Genomic DNA, 18,659 nt, shown 5'->3' with positions numbered 1-18,659 from the left:
TCATGCTGCCTTCCAGCTTCCAGCTTCCAGCTTCCAGCTTCCAGCTTCCAGCTTCCAGCTTCCAGCTTCCAGCTTCCAGCTTCCAGCTTCCAGCTCTCAGGCCTCTTCGTCGAATCTTGCCTCGAACAGTTCCTCCAGCGCGTCGAGCACTGCCTCGCCATCTTCTCCGTCGGCTTCCAGTGTCAGCTCGGTGCCGCAGGGGGCGGCGAGCATCAGCAGTGCCATGATGTTGGCCGCATCGGCTTGCTGCTCACCGTGGTAGACGGTGACTTGCGACGCGAAGGGTTGGCAGCACTGTACCAGGCGGGTGGCGGCGCGGGCGTGCAAGCCGCGCTTGTTGATCAGGGTCAGCTTGCGTCTGGGCACGTGACTAGCGGTCCTCGGCGTCGTCGTTCGGGGCGGGGAGGGTGAGTTGCAGGCTCAGCTCGCGGTGGCGGAGCCGCACGCCGGCATGCGTCGCGGCCAGGCGGTGGGCCAGACGCTCGGCCAGGTAGGTGGAGCGATGCTGGCCACCGGTGCAGCCGATCGCCACCGTCAGATAGCTGCGCTGGCTGGCGCGATAGCGAGGCAGCCAGCGTTCGACCCAGGCCAGGATGTCGTCGGCCATCTCGTCGACGATCGGATAGCCTTCGAGGAAGTCGATGACGCTGGCATCGCGGCCGGTGGCATCGCGGAGGCGCGGATCCCAGTAGGGATTGGGCAGGCAGCGGGCGTCGAACACGATGTCGGCATCCAGGGGCACGCCGCGCTTGAATCCGAACGACTCCACGGTCAGTGTCAGGCCCTCGCGACGATGGCCGGCGACCTGGTCGGTGATGCGCCCGCGCAGGTCGTGTACCGAGAGCCTTGAGGTGTCGATCAAGAGGTCGGCGAGATCGCGGATCTCGGTCAGCGCTTCCTCTTCCCTGTCGATCGCTTCGGCCAGCGTCATCTCGCTGTCCCTGGTCAGGGGATGGCGGCGTCGGGTAGCGGAATAGCGCTCCAGAAGAATCCGGGCGTCGGTGGTCAGGTAGATCACCTGGCAATGGATGTTGCGGGCCCGCACGTCCTCGAGCAGCGACGGAAATCGCTCCAGGGCGTGGGGCAGGTTACGGGCGTCGATGCTCACCGCGATGGCGCTGCGCAGGGATTGACCGCTGCTGAGTTCGTCCACCAGCGGGCCCAGCAGCATGGCCGGCAGGTTGTCGATGGCGTAGAAGCCGAGATCTTCCAGGGCCTGCAGGGCGATCGACTTGCCGGAGCCGGAGCGTCCGCTGATGATGACGAGCTGCATGACGGGTCTCCTGGTCGGGGCGGACGCGGGGCTCAACCGCGCCCGTTGGCGGCCGGGGTCTGTCGTCGAATGGCCTCGAGTAGGCAGTCGTGCAGTGCTTGCTGACTGTCGGCACGGCGCAGTGCGCTGCGGGTTTCGGCGTCGTTCATCACGCTGGCCACCTGGCCGAGCAGGGCGAGATGAGCATCGTCGGCCTCTTCGGGGACCAGCAGCACGAAGACCAGGTCGACGGGTTCGCCGTCGATGGCATCGAAGTCGACCGGTTCGGCGAGCTTGAGAAAGCCGGCGATGGGCGCCTTGCAGTGCGGGTTGCGGGAATGGGGGATGGCGACCCCATGACCGATGCCGGTACTGCCCAGGCGCTCACGACCGATCAGCCGGCTGAAGACCTCCTGGCTGTCGAGGCTCGGGGTATTCTGGGCAATGAAGGTGCTGAAGAATTCCAGCACCCTCTTCTTGCTTCCCCCGGGCACGCCGAACAGGGTGCGCTCGGGGGGCAGGATGGCTTCGAGAGACATGGCGGCTCAGCGGACGCTTGCGGCGCCCTGGGCGCGGGCCTGGGTTTTTTCCTTGTGCTTGACCAGCTGGCGGTCCAGCTTGTCGGCAAGGGCGTCGATGGCAGCGTACATGTCGCCGTCCATCGCCTCGGCGTGTAGATCGGCACCGGCGGCATGCAGCGTGCAGGCGGCCTGCTGACGTTCCTTTTCGACGGAAAGCGTGACCTGCACGGTGGTGATGTTGTCGTAATGGCGCTCGAGTCGCGTGAGCTTCTCCTGCACGTAGTCACGCAGGGGATCGGTCAGTTCCACATGGTGGCCGGTGAGGTTGACTTGCATGACACGCTCCTTGCTCCTTGGGTGGTGATCCGATTGTAACCCTTTTTGGTGCCGTGCAAACCCCCCGCGCCAGGCGCTTTTCCACGCCCTTCGGGAGCGTCTTCCCGTGGTGTCAGCCGAGACGCTTGCGGCGGCTGGACGAGGGGATCTGCATTGCCTCGCGGTACTTGGCGACGGTACGCCTGGCCACCTCGATGCCGTCCTCGGCGAGCAGTTCTACCAGCTTGCTGTCGGACAGCGGCTTGCGCGGCGGCTCGTCCTGGATCAGCTTGCGAATACGGGCGCGAATGGCGGTGCTGGAGTGGGCATCCTCGCCGCCTCCAACCTGGCTCGAGAAGAAATACTTGAGCTCGAACACGCCGCGCGGGGTATGGATGAACTTCTGGGTGGTGACCCGTGAGATGGTCGACTCGTGCATCTCCACCGCCTGGGCGATGTCGGCCAGGATCAGCGGCTTCATCGCTTCTTCGCCCTGTTCGAGGAAGTCGATCTGACGGGTCATTACCTCGCGTCCGACCCTGAGCAGGGTGTCGTTGCGGCTGGTCAGGCTCTTGATCAGCCAGCGAGCCTCCTGGAGATGGTCCTTGAGGAACTGGTTGTCGTCGCTCTTGTCTGCGCGGCGGATCAGCGCGGCATAGTCGGGCTGGATGCGCAGCCGCGGCATGGCCTCGGGGTTGAGTTCGATGCGCCAGCCCTGGGGCGTATGGCGGGCGACCAGGTCGGGGATCACGTAGTCGCTGTCTTCGTCCGCATAGGTGCTGCCCGGTCGTGGATCGAGGCTGCGAATCAGGGTGATGACCCGGTCGAGGGCGTCGTCGTCGAGTCCCAGGCGCCGCTTGAGCAGGCGCCGATCGTTGCCGGCCAGGGCCTCCAGGAATTGACGCACCAGCCGCCTGGCCTGGGGGAGCAGTGGCGTGTCATCGGGCAGGGTGGCGAGCTGCAGCATCAGGCACTCGCGCAGGTCCCGGGCAAAGACTCCGGTGGGCTCGAACTGCTGCAGGCGCATCAGCACCGCTTCCACCTCGCGGGTGGCTAGCCCTTCCAGGCCCTGGGTGCGCAGGCCGTCGCGCAGCTCATCCAGCGGCTGGTCCAGATAGCCGTCGGCGTTCACCGCGTCGATCAGGCTCTCGGCGATGCGCGTCTGGCGCTCATCGAGGCCGCTCATGGCCAGTTGCCAGCCAAGATGGCCCTGCAGGCTCTGGCCGGCGGCCTGGCGTTCGAAGTCGGGGGCTTCGCCGCCGCCGCCGGCATCCTGGAAGGTGTCGGACCAGTCGCTGTCCACGGAGAGCTCCGCCGGGATCTCGTCGGACCAGTCGTCTTCCGGGGTATCGCTGACCGTCTGCTCGCCGAAATCGTCCTCGAGCTCCAGCATGGGATTGGCTTCCAGTGCCTGCTGGATCTCCTGACGCAGGTCGAGGGTGGAGAGCTGCAGCAGGCCGATGGCCTGTTGCAGCTGGGGCGTCATGGTCAGCTGAGTGCCGACGCGTAGTTGAAGGGATGCCTTCATGGCCATGGATGGTCCCGCTCCTCCGGCGAAGAAGCTCCCACCCTAGTGCCCCGGATGCCGCCATGCAAGTCTTGACCTAGCAATTAGCATGCCAATGGCAAGTGTCGTGCCCGTCGTTGCTTGGCGACATTATATCAGTGACTTGCGAAGCTCCTGGCCTCAGAGACGGAAGTCCTGGCCAAGATAGACGTCGCGTACGCGCTGGTTGGCCAGGATCTGTTCGGCATCACCCTCGGCGATGATCTGGCCGTCGCCGACGATGTAGGCGCCGTCGCAGATGTCCAGCGTCTCGCGGACGTTGTGATCGGTGATCAGTACGCCGATCTCGCGGGCCTTGAGCTGGCGAATGATGCCCTTGATCTCTCCCACCGAGATGGGGTCGACGCCGGCGAAGGGTTCGTCGAGCAGGATGAAGTCGGGTTCGGTGGCCAGGGCTCGGGCGATCTCCACCCGTCGCCGCTCGCCGCCGGACAGGCTCATGCCCAGGTTGTCACGAATATGGGTGACGTGGAAGTCTTCGAGCAGCTGCTCGAGGCGTTCGCGGCGCTGGGGGCGGCCGAGGTCGCGGCGGGTCTCGAGGATCGCCATGATGTTGTCGGCCACCGACAGCTTGCGGAAGATCGAGGCTTCCTGGGGCAGGTAGCCGATGCCGGCTCGCGCCCGCTCGTGCATGGCGCTCCCCGAGAGGTCGTGGTCGTCGATGGAAACCCGCCCGGCATCGGCCCGTACCAGGCCGACGATCATGTAGAAGGAGGTGGTCTTGCCGGCGCCGTTGGGGCCCAGCAGGCCGACGATGTGCCCCTGGCGGATCTCCAGGCTGATGTCATGAACCACGCGGCGACGCTTGTAGCTCTTGGCCAGGTGCTGGGCGCTCAGGGTCTTCATGGGCCGTCCTGCTGTTCCGGCTCCAGGGTCATGCGCACTCGCTGGCGCTCGTCGACGCCCTCGGCGTCGGCGCGAGCCTGAACGACTCGGCGGTCGAGAAAGTATTCCAGGTAGCCGCCGTCGAAGGTGTCGCCGCCCTGGTGAAGCTCGGCCTGGTCAATCAGCTCGATGCGGCGTTCGGCCACGTGGTAGACCACCGTGCGCCCCCAGGCGCGGACCAGCGGCTGGTCGGGGGCGGGCTTCTGCTCCAGGTAGGCGCGCTGGCCGGTGGCGGTGGCGGTGGTCAGCTGGCCGGCGGCGTTGCGCTGGATCTCGACGCGATCGCCGGTCAACTGCATGCTGCCTTGCTGGATGCTTACGTCGCCCTGGTAGACGGCGGTGCCGGCCCGGTCGTCGAGGTCCAGGCGATCGGCTTCCACCTGGATGGGGGCGCTGGCATCGCCCTCGAGGGCCACGGCCATGGGGGTGGTCAGCGTGGCGGCAAGCAGCGTCAGGGCCAGCAGCGAGGCGAAGGGCGGTCGCGTCATGGCTCGGGATCCTCCTGGATGTCCGGCGGGTGGTGGCCGCGCACATTGTCGGTCAGTCGGGCGCGATTGTCATCGAGCCAGGCGTCGAAGCGCTCGCCGCGCATCCACTGTGGCGGCTGGCTCAGCCGCGCCGGGGTATCGCTCCAGGCGTGTCCGGCATCGGCGTCGTAGTGGAGGCGCTCGGTCTCGAGTCGCCAGCGCTGCTCGGGCGCGGTCAGCCGCACCTGCCCCTCCAGGGTCAACGGGTTGCCACCGGCATCGAGGCGTCCACGCTCGGCCACGGCCAGCCACAGTCGGCCGGCATCGTCACGCAGTCGGGCGTCCGGGGTGACCAGGCGGGTCACGTCGTCGACGGGGGTGTGGACCAGGCGCGGCGTCGTCAGCTGCTGATGGGGCTGGCCCTGGGCATCGAAGCGCGTCAGGTGCACGTCTTCCAGGTAGTAGTCGGGCTCGCCGGCCTCGTCCTGGGGCACCGGGCCGCGAGGGGGCTCCGAACGCTGGTCGAGCAGCGCCAGGCCGCCGCCCAGGGCGAGCAGCAGCAGGAACAGCCAGGTGCGGAAACCGGGGCGAGGCAGGCGCATTGCCTCAGGCCTGACCGTGGAGATAGGTGTCGAGCACGGCGTCCCAGTGCCCCTGGGTCTGCAGCAGGGTGTCGCAGATTTCGCGCACGGCGCCGAAGCCTCCCTCGCGCGCGGTGACCCAGTCGGCCTGCTGGCGAATGTAGCTCGGCGCGCCGGGCACGCTGATGCCGACGCCGGCCTGGCGGATGGCGGCCACGTCGGGCATGTCGTCGCCGCAATAGGCGGTCTGGGCGAGGGTCAGTCCGAGCCGCTGGCACAGCTGTCGCAGCACCGGCAGCTTGTGCTCGATGCCCTGATGGAGATGCTGGATCCCCAGGGCGGCGGCCCGCCGGCTGACCATCGGGGAATCACGGCCGGTGATCAGTGCCACCTGGATGCCGGCGCGCTGCACCAGCTTGATGCCATGGCCGTCCAGGGTATGGAAGGCCTTGACCTCGCCGCCGTCGGACTGGAAGTAGAGGCGGCCGTCGGTCAGCACGCCGTCCACGTCCATGGCCAGCAGCCGCACGTGGCGCAGTCGATCGACCAGTTGCGGGTCCATCAGGGGAGCGTCGAGGGTCATGGGATCTCCTTGAGTCAGATCACGCCGCTGGCCAGCAGGTCGTGCATGTGCAGGGCGCCGACCGGGTGGCCATCGTCATCCACCACGGCCAGGGCGGTGATGCGGTTGTCTTCCATGAGGCGAACCGCCTCGGCGGCGAGGGTGTCGGGCGAGACTCGCTTGCCGGGGATGGTCATGACCTGGTCCACCGTCAGTGCCGACAGGTCGCTGTGCTGGTCCAGGGTGCGACGCAGGTCGCCGTCGGTGTAGACGCCGGCCAGGCGTCCCGATGGGGCGATCACGCAGGTGAAGCCGAGGCCTTGACGGGTGATCTCCAGCAGGGCGTCGCGCAGCGGGCTGCCGAGGGCGACGCGCGGCAGGCGGTCGCCCTGGTGCATCAGGTCCGAGACCCTGAGCAACAGGCGTTTGCCGAGGCTGCCGCCGGGGTGTGACAGGGCGAAGTCTTCGGCGGTGAAGCCGCGGCTCTCCAGCAGTGCCACGGCCAGGGCGTCGCCGAGGGCCAGGGCCGCCGTGGTGGAAGAGGTGGGTGCCAGGTCCAGAGGGCATGCTTCGCGCTCGACGCCGGCATCCAGGTGGGCCTCGGCGTGGCGGGCCAGCGTCGAGCCAGGGCGCCCGGTCATGCTGATCAAGGGAGTGCCGAGGCGCTTGAGCAGCGGTAGCAGGGCAGTGACCTCGGCGGTTTCGCCGGAATTGGACAGCGCCAGCACCACGTCGCCTCGGGTGATCATGCCCAGATCGCCGTGGCTGGCTTCGCCGGGATGCACGAAGAAGGCCGGAGTGCCGGTGCTGGCCAGGGTGGCGGCGATCTTGCCGCCGACATGGCCGGACTTGCCCATGCCGGTGACCACGACGCGGCCACGACACGCCAGGATCAGCGCGCAGGCATGCTCGAAGTCGCCGTCCAGACGTTCGATGAGTGCGCCGATGGCTTGTTGCTCCAGCCGCAGGGTGCGTTCGGCGCTGGCCAGCAGGCCGCTGGAGGAGGGGAGTTCGTCTGTCATGGCAGTGATTGTTGCCTGTCGCTGGGCTGGGCTCAAGGGGCGGGTAGACATGGCGTGTGCCGGTGGCTGCGATCGGATCGGCGAGATCCCCGTCCGATCGAGGTGGTTACGATGATGAAACGGCGACTATTGAACCCGTTGCGCGCCGCTGACGCAAGCCGCGACAGCGCGGCGCTGGCGCCGTGGGGGGCGGTTAGGATACGATGTTCGATAATCTCGGAGGAATGCCAACGGATGACCGATTCCCCCCTCGTTGAAGTGGAGGGCCTGCGCTTCGCCCGCGGAGAGGCGGAGATCTTCCGCGGTCTCGACATGGTGGTGCCGCGCGGCAAGATCACCGCCATCATGGGCCCCAGCGGTACCGGCAAGACGACCCTGCTCAAGCTGATCGGTGGCCAGCTCACCCCCGATGCGGGGCGCGTGTGGATCGCCGGAGAGGAAGTGCATGCCCTGTCACGCAAGGCGCTGTTCCGGCTGCGCCGAAGAATGGGCATGCTGTTCCAGAGCGGGGCGCTGTTCTCGGATCTCGATGTCTTCGAAAACGTGGCTTTTCCGCTGCGCGTGCACACCGACCTGCCCGAGTCGATGATCCGCGACCTGGTGTTGATGAAGCTCCAGGCGGTGGGCCTGCGCGGTGCACGCACGCTGATGCCATCGGAGCTTTCCGGCGGTATGGCGCGGCGGGTGGCCCTGGCGAGGGCGATCGCCCTCGACCCGGAACTGATCCTCTACGATGAGCCTTTCGTCGGCCAGGATCCCATCTCCATGGGCGTGCTGGTTCAGCTGATCCGGCGCCTCAACGAAGCACTCGGGTTGACCGCCGTGGTGGTGTCTCATGACATCAAGGAGACGCTGTCCATCGCCGACTATGTCTATGTGATCGCCGACGGCCGGGTGATGGCCCAGGGAACGCCGCAGGGGCTCGACGTGGATCGCGATCCGCGAGTCAGCCAGTTCATCCACGGCGAGCCGGATGGCCCGGTGCCTTTTCACTATCCCGCCATGGACTTCTACGACGACCTGCTGGGCACGGGAGGGCCGCGATGATCGCTCTGCTCCAGCGCCTCGGGCGCATGGGCTGCAACGTCACCGAGGGGCTCGGCCAGGCGGCCATCCTGCTCGTTCAGTCGGCCGTCGGCATGCCCAGCGCCGAAGGGATACGCCTGTGGCTGCGCCAGATGCATTTCGTGGGCGTGATGTCGCTGGCCATCGTGCTGGTCTCGGGCCTGTTCATCGGCATGGTGCTTGGGCTGCAAGGCTATACCATCCTGGTCGATTTCGGTGCCGAGGATGCGCTGGGCCAGATGGTCGCGTTGTCGCTGTTGCGAGAGCTGGCACCGGTGGTGGCGGCGCTGCTGTTCGCCGGCCGCGCGGGGTCGGCGTTGACCGCCGAGATCGGCCTGATGAAGGCCACCGAGCAGCTCACCAGCATGGAAATGATCGGCGTCGACCCGCTGCGTCGGGTGGTCGCCCCGCGCCTCTGGGCGGGCTTCGTGGCGTTGCCGCTGTTGACCATCGGCTTCGGCGTGATCGGCATCTGGGGCGGCGAGCTGGTGGGGGTGAAGTGGCTGGGTGTCTTCGAAGGCTCCTACTGGGGCAACATGCAGGCCAGCGTCGATTTTGTCGATGACGTGCTCAACGGCTTGATCAAGAGCCTGGTATTTGCGCTGGTGGCGACCTGGATCGCGGTCTATCAGGGCTACGCCCTGGTGCCGACCTCGGAAGGCATCGCTCGGGCCACGACCCGTACCGTGGTGTATGCCTCGCTGGCGGTGCTGGGCCTGGACTTCGTGCTGACCGCCCTGATGTTCGGTGGGCTTTCCTGAACGGCGAACGGGGTAACGTCGGCGGCTGCGGGCCGTCGTGGACTTGTGGAGACATGGAATGAAACGCAGCAAGACGATGGAGCTGGGAGTTGGCCTGTTCATGCTGGCCGGCATCCTGGGGCTGCTGTTCCTCGCCTTGAGGGTCAGCGGTTTGAGCCTCGAACCTCCCGGCGACGAATTTCGCCTGGAGGCCAATTTCGCCAACGTGGGGGGGCTCAAGCCCCGCGCCCGCGTCACCATGGCCGGGGTCACCGTAGGACGGGTCGAGAGTATCGAGCTCGACCCGGAATGGTATGACGCCCGGGTGGTCATGAGCCTGGACGAAGGCCTGGAAGGGGCGCTGCCCGAGGACAGTACCGCGGCGATTCTCACCTCGGGGTTGCTCGGCGAGCAGTACGTGGGGCTGTCGATCGGCGGCGCCCCCGAGACGCTGGCCGACGGCGATCGTATCCGCGACACCCAGTCCGCCCTGGTGCTGGAGGAGCTGATCCAGCAATTCGTGTCCAACATGGTCAAGGAGTGAAGACGATGAGAGCGACGAGACTTTTCCCCCGCCTGGCCGGGATCCTGACGATTCTGGCCCTGTGGGCAACGACGCTGCCGGCGCTGGCCCAGGCCCAGTCGCCCGAGCAAATGATCCGCGACAGCGTCAACGAGCTGATGGGGCGCATCGAAGGTCGTGACACCTACTTCCGGGAGCATCCCGACGAGCTCGAGGCGATCGTCGACGACAGCCTCGAGGACGTGGCCGATTTTCGCTACATCGGTGCCAGCGTCATGGGCAGGTACTTCCGCAATGCCTCCCCCGCGCAGCGTTCGCGGTTCGTCGACACCTTCCGCCAGACGCTGATCGATACCTACGCCAAGGGGCTGGTGACGTTCGACTACCGAGAGGTGCGCGTCCTCGACAACCAGGAGGCGTCGCGCTACGAAGACCAGGCCAGCGTCGCCATGGAGGTGGTGGCCAACGACGGCACCGTCTATCCGGTGAGCTATACCCTGCGCCTGGATGACGGGCAGTGGCGGGTGGTCAACGTCATCGTCAACGGCATCAATCTGGGGCTGACCTTCCGCAATCAGTTCGATCAGGCCATGCGTGATCAGAATCGCGACTACGACGCCGTGATCGATGGCTGGGCCCCGGAGCTCGCCGTCGAGGAGCTGGAGCAGGGCGGCGACGGATGAGCCTGCTGCTGGAGAACGGCGCCAATCGCCTGGAGGCCGACGATGCGGTGCTGGCGGTGTCCGGCGAGGTCGACTTCGACGGCGCCGCGGACTTGGCTGCGGCCGGTCGGCGCTGGCTGGCCGAGCGCTCGCCGGGCAGCCATGTGATCTTCGATCTTGGCGGCGTCGATCGGGTCAGCAGCGCGGCGATCAGCGTGCTGCTGGAATGGACGCGTCAGAGCCGGGCGAGCCGGCTCGAACTCGAGACGGTGCGGCTCTCCACGCCGCTGGCCCGGCTGACCCGAGTGGCCGGTCTCGACAGCCTGCTGCCGGTGGAGGCGCCCGCCGAAGCATGTGAGGAGTGACGCATGTGAGGCGTAAGGGGAAAGGTGTTCCTCACTTCCTCGCCTCTCCCGCCACGCACATGTCCCGAACGCGCACGTCGCCAACGCGCACGTCGCCAACGCGCACGTCGCCAACGCGCACGTCGCCAACGGCGTCGCTTTTCATTACCATGGTCGGCCTGTTCGTCCCGCTACCGCAGTGCGGTGGCGCTTTCACGGATCAACCAATTCAAGCGAGGGTTCGATGCATCCCACAGAGGTCAAGGCGCTGCTCGAGAGCCGACTCGATGGCTGCGAATTCCATATCCAGGGCGAGGGCTGCGACTTCCAGGTGGTCGCCGTCGGCGAGGTCTTCGAAGGACTGTCCCGGGTCAAGCGTCAGCAACTGATCTACGGCGCGTTGTCAGACGAGATCGCTTCCGGCGCCCTGCATGCCGTGACCATCAAGACCTACACCCCCGAACAGTGGCAGAGCGCCGCCGAGAATCAGGGGGCCTGAGGCCCGAGGCACCATGGACAAGTTGATCATTACCGGCAATGGCCCCGTCGACGGCGAAGTCTGGGCCAGCGGCGCCAAGAACGCCGCCTTGCCGATCCTCTGCGCCACCCTGCTGGCCGACGAGCCGGTGACCATCGGCAACCTGCCGCATCTGCAGGACATCACCACGACGCTGGAGCTGCTCGGGCACATGGGCGTGCAGCCGGTGATGGGCGAGCGCATGAGCATCCAGCTCGATGGCGCCCAGGTGACCGACTGTCACGCGCCCTACGAGCTGGTCAAGAAGATGCGCGCCTCGATTCTGGTGCTCGGTCCGCTGCTGGCGCATTTCGGCCGCGCCGACGTGTCGCTGCCCGGCGGCTGCGCGATTGGTTCGCGCCCGGTCGATCTGCACATTCGCGGCCTAGAGGCCATGGGGGCTGACATCCGCGTCGAAGGCGGCTACATCCGCGCCCACGTCGACGGTCGTCTCAAGGGGGCGACGATCTTCTTCGACACCGTCACCGTCACCGGCACCGAGAATCTGCTGATGGCCGCGGCGCTGGCCGACGGCACTACGGTGCTGGAGAATGCCGCTCGCGAGCCGGAAGTGGTCGACCTGGCCGAGTGCCTGATCAAGATGGGCGCGCGGATCCGCGGCCACGGCAGCGACACTATCGTGGTCGAGGGCGTCGAGCGCCTGCACGGCGCCGAGCACGACGTGATGCCCGACCGCATCGAGACCGGTACCTTCCTGGTGGCCGCGGCGCTGTCGCGGGGGCGGGTGAAGGTGCGCAACACCCGCGCCGACATCCTCGAGGCGGTGTTGGCCAAGCTGGAGGAGGCCGGCGCCAGCGTGACCACCGGTGAGGGCTGGATCGCGCTGGACATGCACGGCCGGCGTCCGAAGGCGGTCAACGTGCGTACCGCGCCTTATCCGGCCTTTCCGACCGACATGCAGGCCCAGTTCGTGGCCCTGAACGCCGTGGCCGAGGGCACCGCTCGAGTGGTCGAGACCATCTTCGAGAACCGCTTCATGCATGTTCAGGAGCTCAACCGCATGGGTGCCCGCATCGCGCTGGAGGGCAACACCGCGGTGATCACCGGGGTCGAGAGCCTGTCCGGGGCGCCGGTCATGGCCACCGACCTGCGCGCCTCTGCATCGCTGGTGATCGCGGCGATGATGGCCGAAGGTGAGACCCTGGTCGATCGCATCTACCACATCGACCGCGGCTACGAATGCATCGAGGAAAAACTGCAGCTGCTGGGGGCCAAGATACGGCGCATTCCGGGCTGAGCCGACAACAGGCGAGACCATGAGCAAGCAACTGATTCTGGCCCTCTCCAAGGGCCGCATTCTCGACGAGACCTTGCCACTGCTGGCCGAGGCCGGCATCACCCCCGCCGAAGATCTGGGGGCCAGCCGCAAGCTGTTGTTCGACACCAACCTGCCGGACGTCAAGCTGGTGGTGATCCGCGCCACCGATGTGCCCACCTACGTGCAGCTCGGCGCTGCCGACGTGGGCGTGGCCGGCAAGGACGTGCTGCTCGAGCACGGTGCCGAGGGGCTCTATGAACCGCTGGACCTGGAGATCGCCGGCTGCAAGCTGATGACGGCAGGGGTGAGCGGCGCCGAGCCGGCTCACGCCCGTCGGCGGGTAGCCACCAAGTTCGTCAACGTCGCCAAGCGCTACTATGCCGAGCAGGGCATCCAGGCCGAGGTCATCAAGCTTTACGGCGCCATGGAGCTGGCACCGCTGATGAACCTGGCCGACGAGATCGTCGACATCGTCGATACCGGCAACACCCTGCGCGCCAACGGCATGGAGCCGCGCGAACTGATCGCGCCGATCACCACCCGACTGGTGGTCAACAAGGCAGCCATGACCATGAAGCACGAGCGCCTCAAGCCGCTGATCGCCCGCCTTCGCGAGGCGGTGGAGGGGCGTCGCAGCGAGGCGCCGGCCTGAACCGCCGCTACCCCTTGGAGGAAGGAATTGTGATGAGTGAAGCTCCCGCCGGCGGCCTCGAAATCGCGCGTCTGTCTACCTCGGACGTCGACTTCGAGGCGCGCCTCGATGCCTTGCTGGCCTGGGAGGGCGTGTCCGACCACGAGGTCCAGCGCCGCGTGGCCGACATTCTCGAGGCCGTGAAGACCCGCGGCGATGCCGCCGTGGTCGAGGCCAGCAATCGCTTCGACCGTCTCTCGGCGTCGAACATGGCCGAGCTGACCCTGGGGCCGGACCGCCTGCGAGAGGCCTTCGAGGGCCTGCCCGAGGCCCAGCGCGAGGCGCTGGCCACGGCCGCCGAGCGAGTGCGTCGCTATCACGAGCACCAGAAACCCGAGACCTGGTCCTACACCGAGGCCGACGGCACCGTGCTCGGCCAGCAGGTCACCCCGCTGGATCGGGCCGGCATCTACGTGCCGGGCGGCAAGGCCGCCTACCCTTCCTCGGTGCTGATGAACGCGCTGCCCGCCCACGTGGCCGGCGTCGGCGAGATCGTCATGGTGGTGCCGACCCCGGACGGCGTGCTCAACGAGCTGGTGCTGGCCGCCGCCCATCTGGCCGGCGTCGATCACGTCTTCACCATTGGTGGAGCCCAGGCGGTAGCCGCGCTGGCCTACGGCACCGAGACGGTGCCGCGGGTGGACAAGATCGTCGGCCCCGGCAACATCTACGTGGCCACCGCCAAGCGAGCGGTGTTCGGCCAGGTCGGCATCGACATGATCGCCGGGCCCTCCGAGATCCTGGTGGTCTCCGATGGCGGTACCGACCCCGACTGGCTGGCCATGGACCTGTTTTCCCAGGCCGAGCACGACGAGGACGCCCAGTCGATCCTGGTGAGCTGGGACGATGCTCACCTGGAGGCGGTCGCCGAGTCGATGGCGCGTCAGCTACCGACCATGGAGCGCGAGGCGATCATCCGCACGTCGCTTTCCGAACGCGGGGCGCTGATCCGCTGCCGCGATCGCGGCGAGGCGGTCGCGCTGCTCAATCGCATCGCCCCGGAGCACCTGGAGCTGTCGGTGGCCGATCCCGAGGCATGGCTGCCCGAGGTGCGTCATGCCGGGGCGGTCTTCATGGGACGCTATACCGCCGAGGCGCTGGGCGACTACTGTGCCGGCCCCAATCACGTGCTGCCGACCTCCGGTACGGCGCGTTTCTCCTCGCCGCTGGGCGTCTACGACTTCCAGAAACGTTCCTCGCTGATCGGCTGCTCCGCCGAGGGCGCCTCGGCGCTGGGTCGTACGGCCTCGGTGCTGGCGCGCGGCGAGTCGCTGACCGCCCACGCTCGCAGCGCGGAGTATCGCATTCGCGATTGAATGCGTTGTGTGTCGATGGCCTTAGCCCAAGCGGCCCCGTTTCGACGGGGCCGCTTGCGTTGACGGTGGAGCTGTGTCGCGATTCACGGAGAGGGAGTGTCGGTGCTCTCGATGGAGAGGGGGCGCGACGGCGTGGGGCGCTCGGCGACCTTCAGCGTGACCTGGCGAGTCTCGCCGCCGCGCACCACCGTGACGGGCAGGTCGGTGCCCGGTGCCACGTCGGCAATATCGCTCATGGTCTGCCGGGGGTCGAGGATGGGGCGGCCGTTTACCTCGAGCAGCACGTCGCCCGGCTGCAGGCCGGCGGCGTCTGCCGGGCCGCCCGGCACGACACCGGCGATGATGACCCCGGTGGGTGCCTCGAGGCCGAAGGAGGCGGCGAGCTCGGGATTGAGCTCCTGCGCCTCGATGCCCAGCCAGCCACGCACCACCCGGCCCTGAGTGACGATTTCCTCGAGGATGTTGCGCGCCAGGTTGGCCGGAATGGCAAAGCCGATGCCTTGAGAGCCGCCGGATCGGGAGAAGATGGCGGTGTTGATGCCGACCAGGGCGCCAGCCGGGTTGACCAGGGCGCCACCGGAGTTCCCCGGATTGATGGCGGCGTCGGTCTGGATGAAGTCTTCGTAGGCGTTGAGCCCCAGGTGGCTGCGGCCGGTCGCGCTGATGATGCCCATGGTCACGGTCTGGCCGACCCCGAAGGGGTTGCCGATGGCCAGCGCGACATCGCCGATGGCCGCCTGGTCGGAATCGGCGAGCTCGATCACCGGCAGGTCGTCGAGATCGATACGCAGCACCGCGAGATCGCTCTCGGGGTCGGTGCCGACCACTTCGGCCAGGGTCTCGCGGCCATCGCGCAGAGCCACCTGGATCTGATCGGCGCCACGGATCACGTGGTGGTTGGTCAGCACATAGCCATCCTCGCTGACGATCACGCCCGAGCCCAGGCTCGACAGCATGCGTTGCCGGCTGGGGGCATCGTCGCCGAAGAACTGTCGGAAGAAGGGGTCGGACATCAGTGGGTGGCTGTCTCTCTCCACCACCCGCGAGGAGTAGACGTTGACCACCGCCGGGGCGGCTTGCTCCACTGCCTCGGCATAGCTGACCTTGCCCTGCCCGCGCTCCAGGGGAGGGGCTTCGCGCAGGGTCGGGGCCGGACGCTCGACGGTCTGCGCCGTCGGGGTGGCCTGGGGAGGCGGGCTATCGGGCGGAGCCGCCTGGCGGCCCACGAGCCGCGGAAAGGCGTTGAGCAGTGCGATGGCCAGCAGCAGACCGATCAAGATGGGCCAGAGATAGGGGAGGGCGCGTCGCATGCGGCGGGCTTCCTTCTGGTGCGTGGTCGCGGGGTGGCAGGGCGCCGGTTAGAATGCACGGATTGTAACATTGCATGCGTCAACCGTCCGGAGGCTTCATGACGACATCCGCGGAACTGGTGGCGGCCTGTGATCGGCTGCTGTCACCCGAGCGTTTCAAGGACTACACCCTCAACGGATTGCAGGTCGAAGGCCGCGAACGCGTTGCCCGGGTGATGAGCGGCGTCACCGCCTGTCAGGCGCTGCTCGACGAGGCGGTGGCCTGGGAGGCCGACCTGTTGCTGGTGCATCACGGTTACTTCTGGAAGAACGAGCCGGTGGCCATCACCGGCATGAAGCGTCGGCGACTGGCGACCCTGCTGCGTCACGAGATCGGCCTGCTGGCCTATCATCTGCCGCTCGACGCTCATGCCGCGCTGGGCAACAACGCCACCCTGGGCGAGCGGCTGGGCTTCACCGCCGACGGCTGCGCCGACGGCGAACTTGGCGAGGGGCTGGTATGGCTTGGCGCGCCGCCCGCGCCGATGGGGGCTGTGGCGCTGGCCGAGCATGTTGGTCAGCGCCTGGATCGAGCGCCGCTGCTGGTCGAGGCGCCGGAGGGTGGCGAGATTCGTCGCGTGGCCTGGTGCACCGGCGGTGCCCAGGACATGATTGCCCAGGCCGCGGCAGCCGGGGCCGATGCGTTCATTTCCGGGGAAATATCGGAGCGCACCACGCACCTGGCCCGCGAACTGGGCATCCATTATCTGGCAGCGGGGCACCATGCCACGGAGCGCTACGGCGTACAGGCGCTGGGAGCGCGGCTGGCCGAGGAGTTCGGCGTCGAGCATCGTTTCGTGGATATCGACAATCCGGCCTGAGCGGCCATCGGCATGGCCATGGCCGCGATGCGCGGGCGCCCCTACGGGGCGCCGGCAGGAAGCATCAGTAGCGGGGCGGCTGCGGGGCGGCGTCGGTCGACTTGAGGCCGAAGTCCTCGGACAGTGTGCCGCGGTTGCCGTCGGCATAGTCTCGGGGGACGGCGACGTCATTGTCGCTGTCGCTGGGCGCCGCCGCTGGGCTTGGGGCGAGCTCGGGGCGCCGCGGTGCGCCGACGTCCAGGCGCGTCCTGGCCTCGCTGACTTCTTGCTGCAGGCCTTCGGCGAGATCGCCGAGGCGCTCGAAATGTTCCCCGACACCGTCACGCAGTTCGGTCAGCTGGCGGTCGCGTTCGGCGAGGCGCTGGCGCAGTTTTTGTGCATTGCGTGCGCCGGCGTTCAGCAGGTGATAGCCCAATACGCCGAGGCCGATTCCGGCCAGCAGACAGGCAGCGCCCAGCATCCAGTTGATATTGCTTAGTTCCACATCATTCTCCTGAGCGATCGATCGGCCCGACGTCCACGCCGGCAACATCACCGGGCGAACCGGCGCGTCCATTATAGGGCCGAGGCGGACGGCGGGGTCAACGACCGGCCGGCGATGCCAAGTGCCGTGTCGGCGCGTATAATCCCCCCTTTCACCGGATGCCGAGGACCATCGCCCCCCATGTCCATGAGCGAGAGTCACAGGATGCCGACTGCCTCACAACGCGCCGCGTCGACCACGCCGATGGGTCGCTATCGTGCCGACCTCGAGCGCGACGACTTCCAGTACGATCCCGCCCAGGAGCAGGCCGTGGCGCATCTCCAGCGCCTGTTCGACGAGCTGGTTGACCGCCCGCGGCCCGTGCCTCGGGGCTCGAGTGCAGGCAAGGGGCTGAAGTCGCGGGTGGCGGGGCTGTTCGGCAAGCGCGACGAGCCCTCCGAGCCGGTGCTGCCCGAGGTCGCTGGACTCTACTTCTGGGGCGGCGTGGGCCGCGGCAAGACCTATCTGGTGGACACCTTCTTCGAGGCCTTGCCGTTTCCCGAGAAGATGCGTACCCATTTCCATCGCTTCATGCAGCGGGTGCACAACGAGCTCGAGCACTACAAGGGCGAGCGTAATCCCCTGACGCTGGTGGCCGACAAGTTCGCCGCTGAGGCCCGGGTGATCTGCTTCGACGAATTCTTCGTCAAGGACATCACCGACGCCATGATCCTGGCCAACCTGCTGGAAGCATTGTTTGCCCGCGGCGTGGTGCTGGTGACGACATCCAATATCGTGCCGGCCGAGCTCTACAAGGACGGCCTGCAGCGCGCGCGTTTCCTGCCTGCCATCGACCTGCTCGAACGGCATTGCGAGGTGGTCAATGTCGATTCCGGCATCGACTATCGGTTGAGGGCCCTGGAGCGCGCCGAGATCTTCCATGCGCCGCTGGACGAGGCCGCAGAGGCCGAGCTGGCGCGCAGTTTTCGCGAGATCGCCGGTCAGGAGGGCGAAGCCGAGGCGCCGATCGAGATCAATCACCGGGTACTGCACAGTCGGCGGCTGCATGACGACGTGGTGTGGTTCGAGTTTCGCGAACTGTGCGACGGGCCTCGTAGCCAGAACGACTACATCGAACTGGCCCGCGAGTACCACAGCGTGCTGGTGTCCAATGTGCCGTGCATGAACGGCGCGAGCGACGACCAGGCCCGGCGTTTCATCAACATGGTCGACGAATTCTACGACCGCGGCGTCAAGCTGCTGATGTCCGCCGAGGCCCCGGCCGAGCGGCTCTATCGCGACGGCAAGCTGGAGTTCGAGTTCCAGCGCACCCTGTCGCGGCTGCAGGAGATGCAGTCGAGGGAGTACCTGGCGCTGCCGCACAAGCCCTGACCCGACCCGGGCTTCGCCCGGAGCTTGAAGTCATAAGCTTGAAGCTTGGTGAAAACCCGGCCGGGCTACGCCCGGAGCTTGAAGTCATAAGCTTGAAGCTTGGTGAAAACCCGGCCGGGCTACGCCCGGAGCTTGAAGTCATAAGCTGGAAGCTTGAAGAAAACCCGGCCGGGCTACGCCCGGAGCTTGAAGTCATAAGCTTGAAGCTGGAAGAAAACCCTTGACCCCACGATGGCGGGGTTCATGCTGCCTTCCAGCTTCCAGCTTCCAGCTTCCAGCTTCCAGCTTCCAGCTTCCAGCTTCCAGCTTCCAGCTTCCAGCTTCC

At 67.2% G+C, this 18,659-nt stretch carries 24 protein-coding genes; 12 read left to right on the top strand and 12 right to left on the bottom strand.

From position 1 onward, the window contains the following. Positions 1-96: 96 nt before the first annotated feature. The 10 genes from FHR96_RS21305 to FHR96_RS21260 all read right to left on the bottom strand — a co-directional run bounded on the left by FHR96_RS21305 (position 97) and on the right by FHR96_RS21260 (position 7,172). The gene (locus tag FHR96_RS21305) at positions 97-366 is read right to left on the bottom strand and encodes an HPr family phosphocarrier protein (protein WP_183389727.1); all 270 of its coding nucleotides are present in this window, start codon (positions 364-366) and stop codon (positions 97-99) included. A gap of 4 nt (positions 367-370) precedes the next feature. Beyond that, positions 371-1,273, bottom strand: a complete 903-nt coding sequence (gene rapZ, locus FHR96_RS21300) for an RNase adapter RapZ (protein ID WP_183389726.1) — start codon at positions 1,271-1,273, stop codon at positions 371-373. A 32-nt stretch (positions 1,274-1,305) separates the two neighbouring features. Then, positions 1,306-1,791: a PTS sugar transporter subunit IIA gene (locus FHR96_RS21295; protein ID WP_183389725.1), complete on the bottom strand. Its 486-nt coding sequence runs from the start codon at positions 1,789-1,791 to the stop codon at positions 1,306-1,308. Positions 1,792-1,797: 6 nt separating this feature from the next. Further along, positions 1,798-2,109, bottom strand: coding sequence for a ribosome hibernation-promoting factor, HPF/YfiA family (hpf, locus tag FHR96_RS21290; protein ID WP_183389724.1), 312 nt, complete (start codon positions 2,107-2,109; stop codon positions 1,798-1,800). A 112-nt stretch (positions 2,110-2,221) separates the two neighbouring features. After that, entirely contained in the window at positions 2,222-3,622 is a 1,401-nt protein-coding gene (locus FHR96_RS21285; RefSeq protein WP_183389723.1) for an RNA polymerase factor sigma-54, read from the bottom strand. Positions 3,623-3,775: 153 nt separating this feature from the next. Continuing rightward, a complete protein-coding gene (lptB, locus tag FHR96_RS21280) occupies positions 3,776-4,501 on the bottom strand; it encodes an LPS export ABC transporter ATP-binding protein (RefSeq protein WP_183389722.1) in 726 nt (241 codons plus the stop codon). Then, positions 4,498-5,028, bottom strand: a complete 531-nt coding sequence (lptA, locus tag FHR96_RS21275; protein ID WP_183389721.1) for a lipopolysaccharide transport periplasmic protein LptA — start codon at positions 5,026-5,028, stop codon at positions 4,498-4,500. Before lptA ends, lptB begins: the two co-directional genes overlap by 4 nt. Further along, positions 5,025-5,609 carry an LPS export ABC transporter periplasmic protein LptC gene (gene lptC, locus FHR96_RS21270; protein WP_183389720.1) on the bottom strand — a complete coding sequence of 195 codons (585 nt, stop codon included), beginning with the start codon at positions 5,607-5,609 and terminating at the stop codon, positions 5,025-5,027. Before lptC ends, lptA begins: the two co-directional genes overlap by 4 nt. A gap of 4 nt (positions 5,610-5,613) precedes the next feature. After that, positions 5,614-6,171 carry a KdsC family phosphatase gene (locus FHR96_RS21265; RefSeq protein WP_183389719.1) on the bottom strand — a complete coding sequence of 186 codons (558 nt, stop codon included), beginning with the start codon at positions 6,169-6,171 and terminating at the stop codon, positions 5,614-5,616. 14 nt (positions 6,172-6,185) lie between these two features. Further along, positions 6,186-7,172 carry a KpsF/GutQ family sugar-phosphate isomerase gene (locus FHR96_RS21260; protein WP_183389718.1) on the bottom strand — a complete coding sequence of 329 codons (987 nt, stop codon included), beginning with the start codon at positions 7,170-7,172 and terminating at the stop codon, positions 6,186-6,188. Between the two features lie 234 nt (positions 7,173-7,406). Here FHR96_RS21260 and FHR96_RS21255 point away from each other — a divergent pair, with 234 nt between their 5' ends. The 9 genes from FHR96_RS21255 to hisD all read left to right on the top strand — a co-directional run bounded on the left by FHR96_RS21255 (position 7,407) and on the right by hisD (position 14,309). Next, positions 7,407-8,219, top strand: a complete 813-nt coding sequence (locus FHR96_RS21255) for an ATP-binding cassette domain-containing protein (protein WP_183389717.1) — start codon at positions 7,407-7,409, stop codon at positions 8,217-8,219. Continuing rightward, positions 8,216-8,998: a lipid asymmetry maintenance ABC transporter permease subunit MlaE gene (gene mlaE / locus FHR96_RS21250; protein ID WP_183389716.1), complete on the top strand. Its 783-nt coding sequence runs from the start codon at positions 8,216-8,218 to the stop codon at positions 8,996-8,998. Before FHR96_RS21255 ends, mlaE begins: the two co-directional genes overlap by 4 nt. A gap of 58 nt (positions 8,999-9,056) precedes the next feature. After that, positions 9,057-9,521, top strand: a complete 465-nt coding sequence (gene mlaD, locus FHR96_RS21245; protein WP_183389715.1) for an outer membrane lipid asymmetry maintenance protein MlaD — start codon at positions 9,057-9,059, stop codon at positions 9,519-9,521. Positions 9,522-9,526: 5 nt separating this feature from the next. After that, a complete protein-coding gene (locus tag FHR96_RS21240; RefSeq protein ID WP_183389714.1) occupies positions 9,527-10,183 on the top strand; it encodes an MlaC/ttg2D family ABC transporter substrate-binding protein in 657 nt (218 codons plus the stop codon). Then, a complete protein-coding gene (locus tag FHR96_RS21235) occupies positions 10,180-10,527 on the top strand; it encodes an STAS domain-containing protein (RefSeq protein ID WP_183389713.1) in 348 nt (115 codons plus the stop codon). The genes FHR96_RS21240 and FHR96_RS21235 overlap by 4 nt, the downstream gene beginning before the upstream one ends. 223 nt (positions 10,528-10,750) lie before the next feature. Next, the gene (locus tag FHR96_RS21230) at positions 10,751-11,005 is read left to right on the top strand and encodes a BolA family protein (protein WP_183389712.1); all 255 of its coding nucleotides are present in this window, start codon (positions 10,751-10,753) and stop codon (positions 11,003-11,005) included. A 13-nt stretch (positions 11,006-11,018) separates the two neighbouring features. Beyond that, the gene (gene murA / locus FHR96_RS21225; RefSeq protein ID WP_183389711.1) at positions 11,019-12,281 is read left to right on the top strand and encodes a UDP-N-acetylglucosamine 1-carboxyvinyltransferase; all 1,263 of its coding nucleotides are present in this window, start codon (positions 11,019-11,021) and stop codon (positions 12,279-12,281) included. Between the two features lie 19 nt (positions 12,282-12,300). Further along, a complete protein-coding gene (gene hisG / locus FHR96_RS21220; protein WP_183389710.1) occupies positions 12,301-12,954 on the top strand; it encodes an ATP phosphoribosyltransferase in 654 nt (217 codons plus the stop codon). Positions 12,955-12,986: 32 nt separating this feature from the next. Continuing rightward, entirely contained in the window at positions 12,987-14,309 is a 1,323-nt protein-coding gene (gene hisD, locus FHR96_RS21215; RefSeq protein WP_183389709.1) for a histidinol dehydrogenase, read from the top strand. An 83-nt stretch (positions 14,310-14,392) separates the two neighbouring features. On the opposite strand, the gene FHR96_RS21210 is transcribed toward hisD, so the two are convergent. Further along, positions 14,393-15,619: a Do family serine endopeptidase gene (locus tag FHR96_RS21210; protein ID WP_183389708.1), complete on the bottom strand. Its 1,227-nt coding sequence runs from the start codon at positions 15,617-15,619 to the stop codon at positions 14,393-14,395. 98 nt (positions 15,620-15,717) lie between these two features. On the opposite strand from FHR96_RS21210, the gene FHR96_RS21205 reads away from it, so the two are divergent. Then, complete coding sequence (locus FHR96_RS21205; protein ID WP_246393078.1) at positions 15,718-16,479, top strand: Nif3-like dinuclear metal center hexameric protein; 762 nt, start codon at positions 15,718-15,720, stop codon at positions 16,477-16,479. A 64-nt stretch (positions 16,480-16,543) separates the two neighbouring features. Here FHR96_RS21205 and FHR96_RS21200 read toward each other — a convergent pair whose 3' ends face one another. Then, positions 16,544-16,963 carry a Z-ring associated ZapG family protein gene (locus FHR96_RS21200; RefSeq protein WP_183389707.1) on the bottom strand — a complete coding sequence of 140 codons (420 nt, stop codon included), beginning with the start codon at positions 16,961-16,963 and terminating at the stop codon, positions 16,544-16,546. 204 nt (positions 16,964-17,167) lie between these two features. Here FHR96_RS21200 and zapE point away from each other — a divergent pair, with 204 nt between their 5' ends. Further along, positions 17,168-18,334, top strand: a complete 1,167-nt coding sequence (gene zapE, locus FHR96_RS21195; protein WP_183389706.1) for a cell division protein ZapE — start codon at positions 17,168-17,170, stop codon at positions 18,332-18,334. 38 nt (positions 18,335-18,372) lie between these two features. Next, positions 18,373-18,558, top strand: coding sequence for a hypothetical protein (locus FHR96_RS21190; RefSeq protein WP_183389705.1), 186 nt, complete (start codon positions 18,373-18,375; stop codon positions 18,556-18,558). Positions 18,559-18,659 lie beyond the last annotated feature (101 nt).

Source organism: Halomonas organivorans, from assembly GCF_014192055.1.
Taxonomy (GTDB): domain Bacteria; phylum Pseudomonadota; class Gammaproteobacteria; order Pseudomonadales; family Halomonadaceae; genus Halomonas; species Halomonas organivorans.
Note: the sequence above shows the minus strand (reverse complement) of the source record. Positions and strands in the feature narration are given on the sequence as shown.

Bases quoted from the DNA above. Each gene is read 5' to 3' on its own strand.
- rapZ (WP_183389726.1), bottom strand. From the start codon at position 1,273: ATGCAGCTCGTCATCATCAGCGGACGCTCCGGCTCCGGCAAGTCGATC.
- FHR96_RS21295 (WP_183389725.1), bottom strand. From the start codon at position 1,791: ATGTCTCTCGAAGCCATCCTGCCCCCCGAGCGCACCCTGTTCGGCGTG.
- hpf (WP_183389724.1), bottom strand. From the start codon at position 2,109: ATGCAAGTCAACCTCACCGGCCACCATGTGGAACTGACCGATCCCCTG.
- FHR96_RS21285 (WP_183389723.1), bottom strand. From the start codon at position 3,622: ATGGCCATGAAGGCATCCCTTCAACTACGCGTCGGCACTCAGCTGACC.
- lptB (WP_183389722.1), bottom strand. From the start codon at position 4,501: ATGAAGACCCTGAGCGCCCAGCACCTGGCCAAGAGCTACAAGCGTCGC.
- lptA (WP_183389721.1), bottom strand. From the start codon at position 5,028: ATGACGCGACCGCCCTTCGCCTCGCTGCTGGCCCTGACGCTGCTTGCC.
- lptC (WP_183389720.1), bottom strand. From the start codon at position 5,609: ATGCGCCTGCCTCGCCCCGGTTTCCGCACCTGGCTGTTCCTGCTGCTG.
- FHR96_RS21265 (WP_183389719.1), bottom strand. From the start codon at position 6,171: ATGACCCTCGACGCTCCCCTGATGGACCCGCAACTGGTCGATCGACTG.
- FHR96_RS21260 (WP_183389718.1), bottom strand. From the start codon at position 7,172: ATGACAGACGAACTCCCCTCCTCCAGCGGCCTGCTGGCCAGCGCCGAA.
- FHR96_RS21255 (WP_183389717.1), top strand. From the start codon at position 7,407: ATGACCGATTCCCCCCTCGTTGAAGTGGAGGGCCTGCGCTTCGCCCGC.
- mlaE (WP_183389716.1), top strand. From the start codon at position 8,216: ATGATCGCTCTGCTCCAGCGCCTCGGGCGCATGGGCTGCAACGTCACC.
- mlaD (WP_183389715.1), top strand. From the start codon at position 9,057: ATGAAACGCAGCAAGACGATGGAGCTGGGAGTTGGCCTGTTCATGCTG.
- FHR96_RS21240 (WP_183389714.1), top strand. From the start codon at position 9,527: ATGAGAGCGACGAGACTTTTCCCCCGCCTGGCCGGGATCCTGACGATT.
- FHR96_RS21235 (WP_183389713.1), top strand. From the start codon at position 10,180: ATGAGCCTGCTGCTGGAGAACGGCGCCAATCGCCTGGAGGCCGACGAT.
- FHR96_RS21230 (WP_183389712.1), top strand. From the start codon at position 10,751: ATGCATCCCACAGAGGTCAAGGCGCTGCTCGAGAGCCGACTCGATGGC.
- murA (WP_183389711.1), top strand. From the start codon at position 11,019: ATGGACAAGTTGATCATTACCGGCAATGGCCCCGTCGACGGCGAAGTC.
- hisG (WP_183389710.1), top strand. From the start codon at position 12,301: ATGAGCAAGCAACTGATTCTGGCCCTCTCCAAGGGCCGCATTCTCGAC.
- hisD (WP_183389709.1), top strand. From the start codon at position 12,987: ATGAGTGAAGCTCCCGCCGGCGGCCTCGAAATCGCGCGTCTGTCTACC.
- FHR96_RS21210 (WP_183389708.1), bottom strand. From the start codon at position 15,619: ATGCGACGCGCCCTCCCCTATCTCTGGCCCATCTTGATCGGTCTGCTG.
- FHR96_RS21205 (WP_246393078.1), top strand. From the start codon at position 15,718: ATGACGACATCCGCGGAACTGGTGGCGGCCTGTGATCGGCTGCTGTCA.
- zapE (WP_183389706.1), top strand. From the start codon at position 17,168: ATGCCGACTGCCTCACAACGCGCCGCGTCGACCACGCCGATGGGTCGC.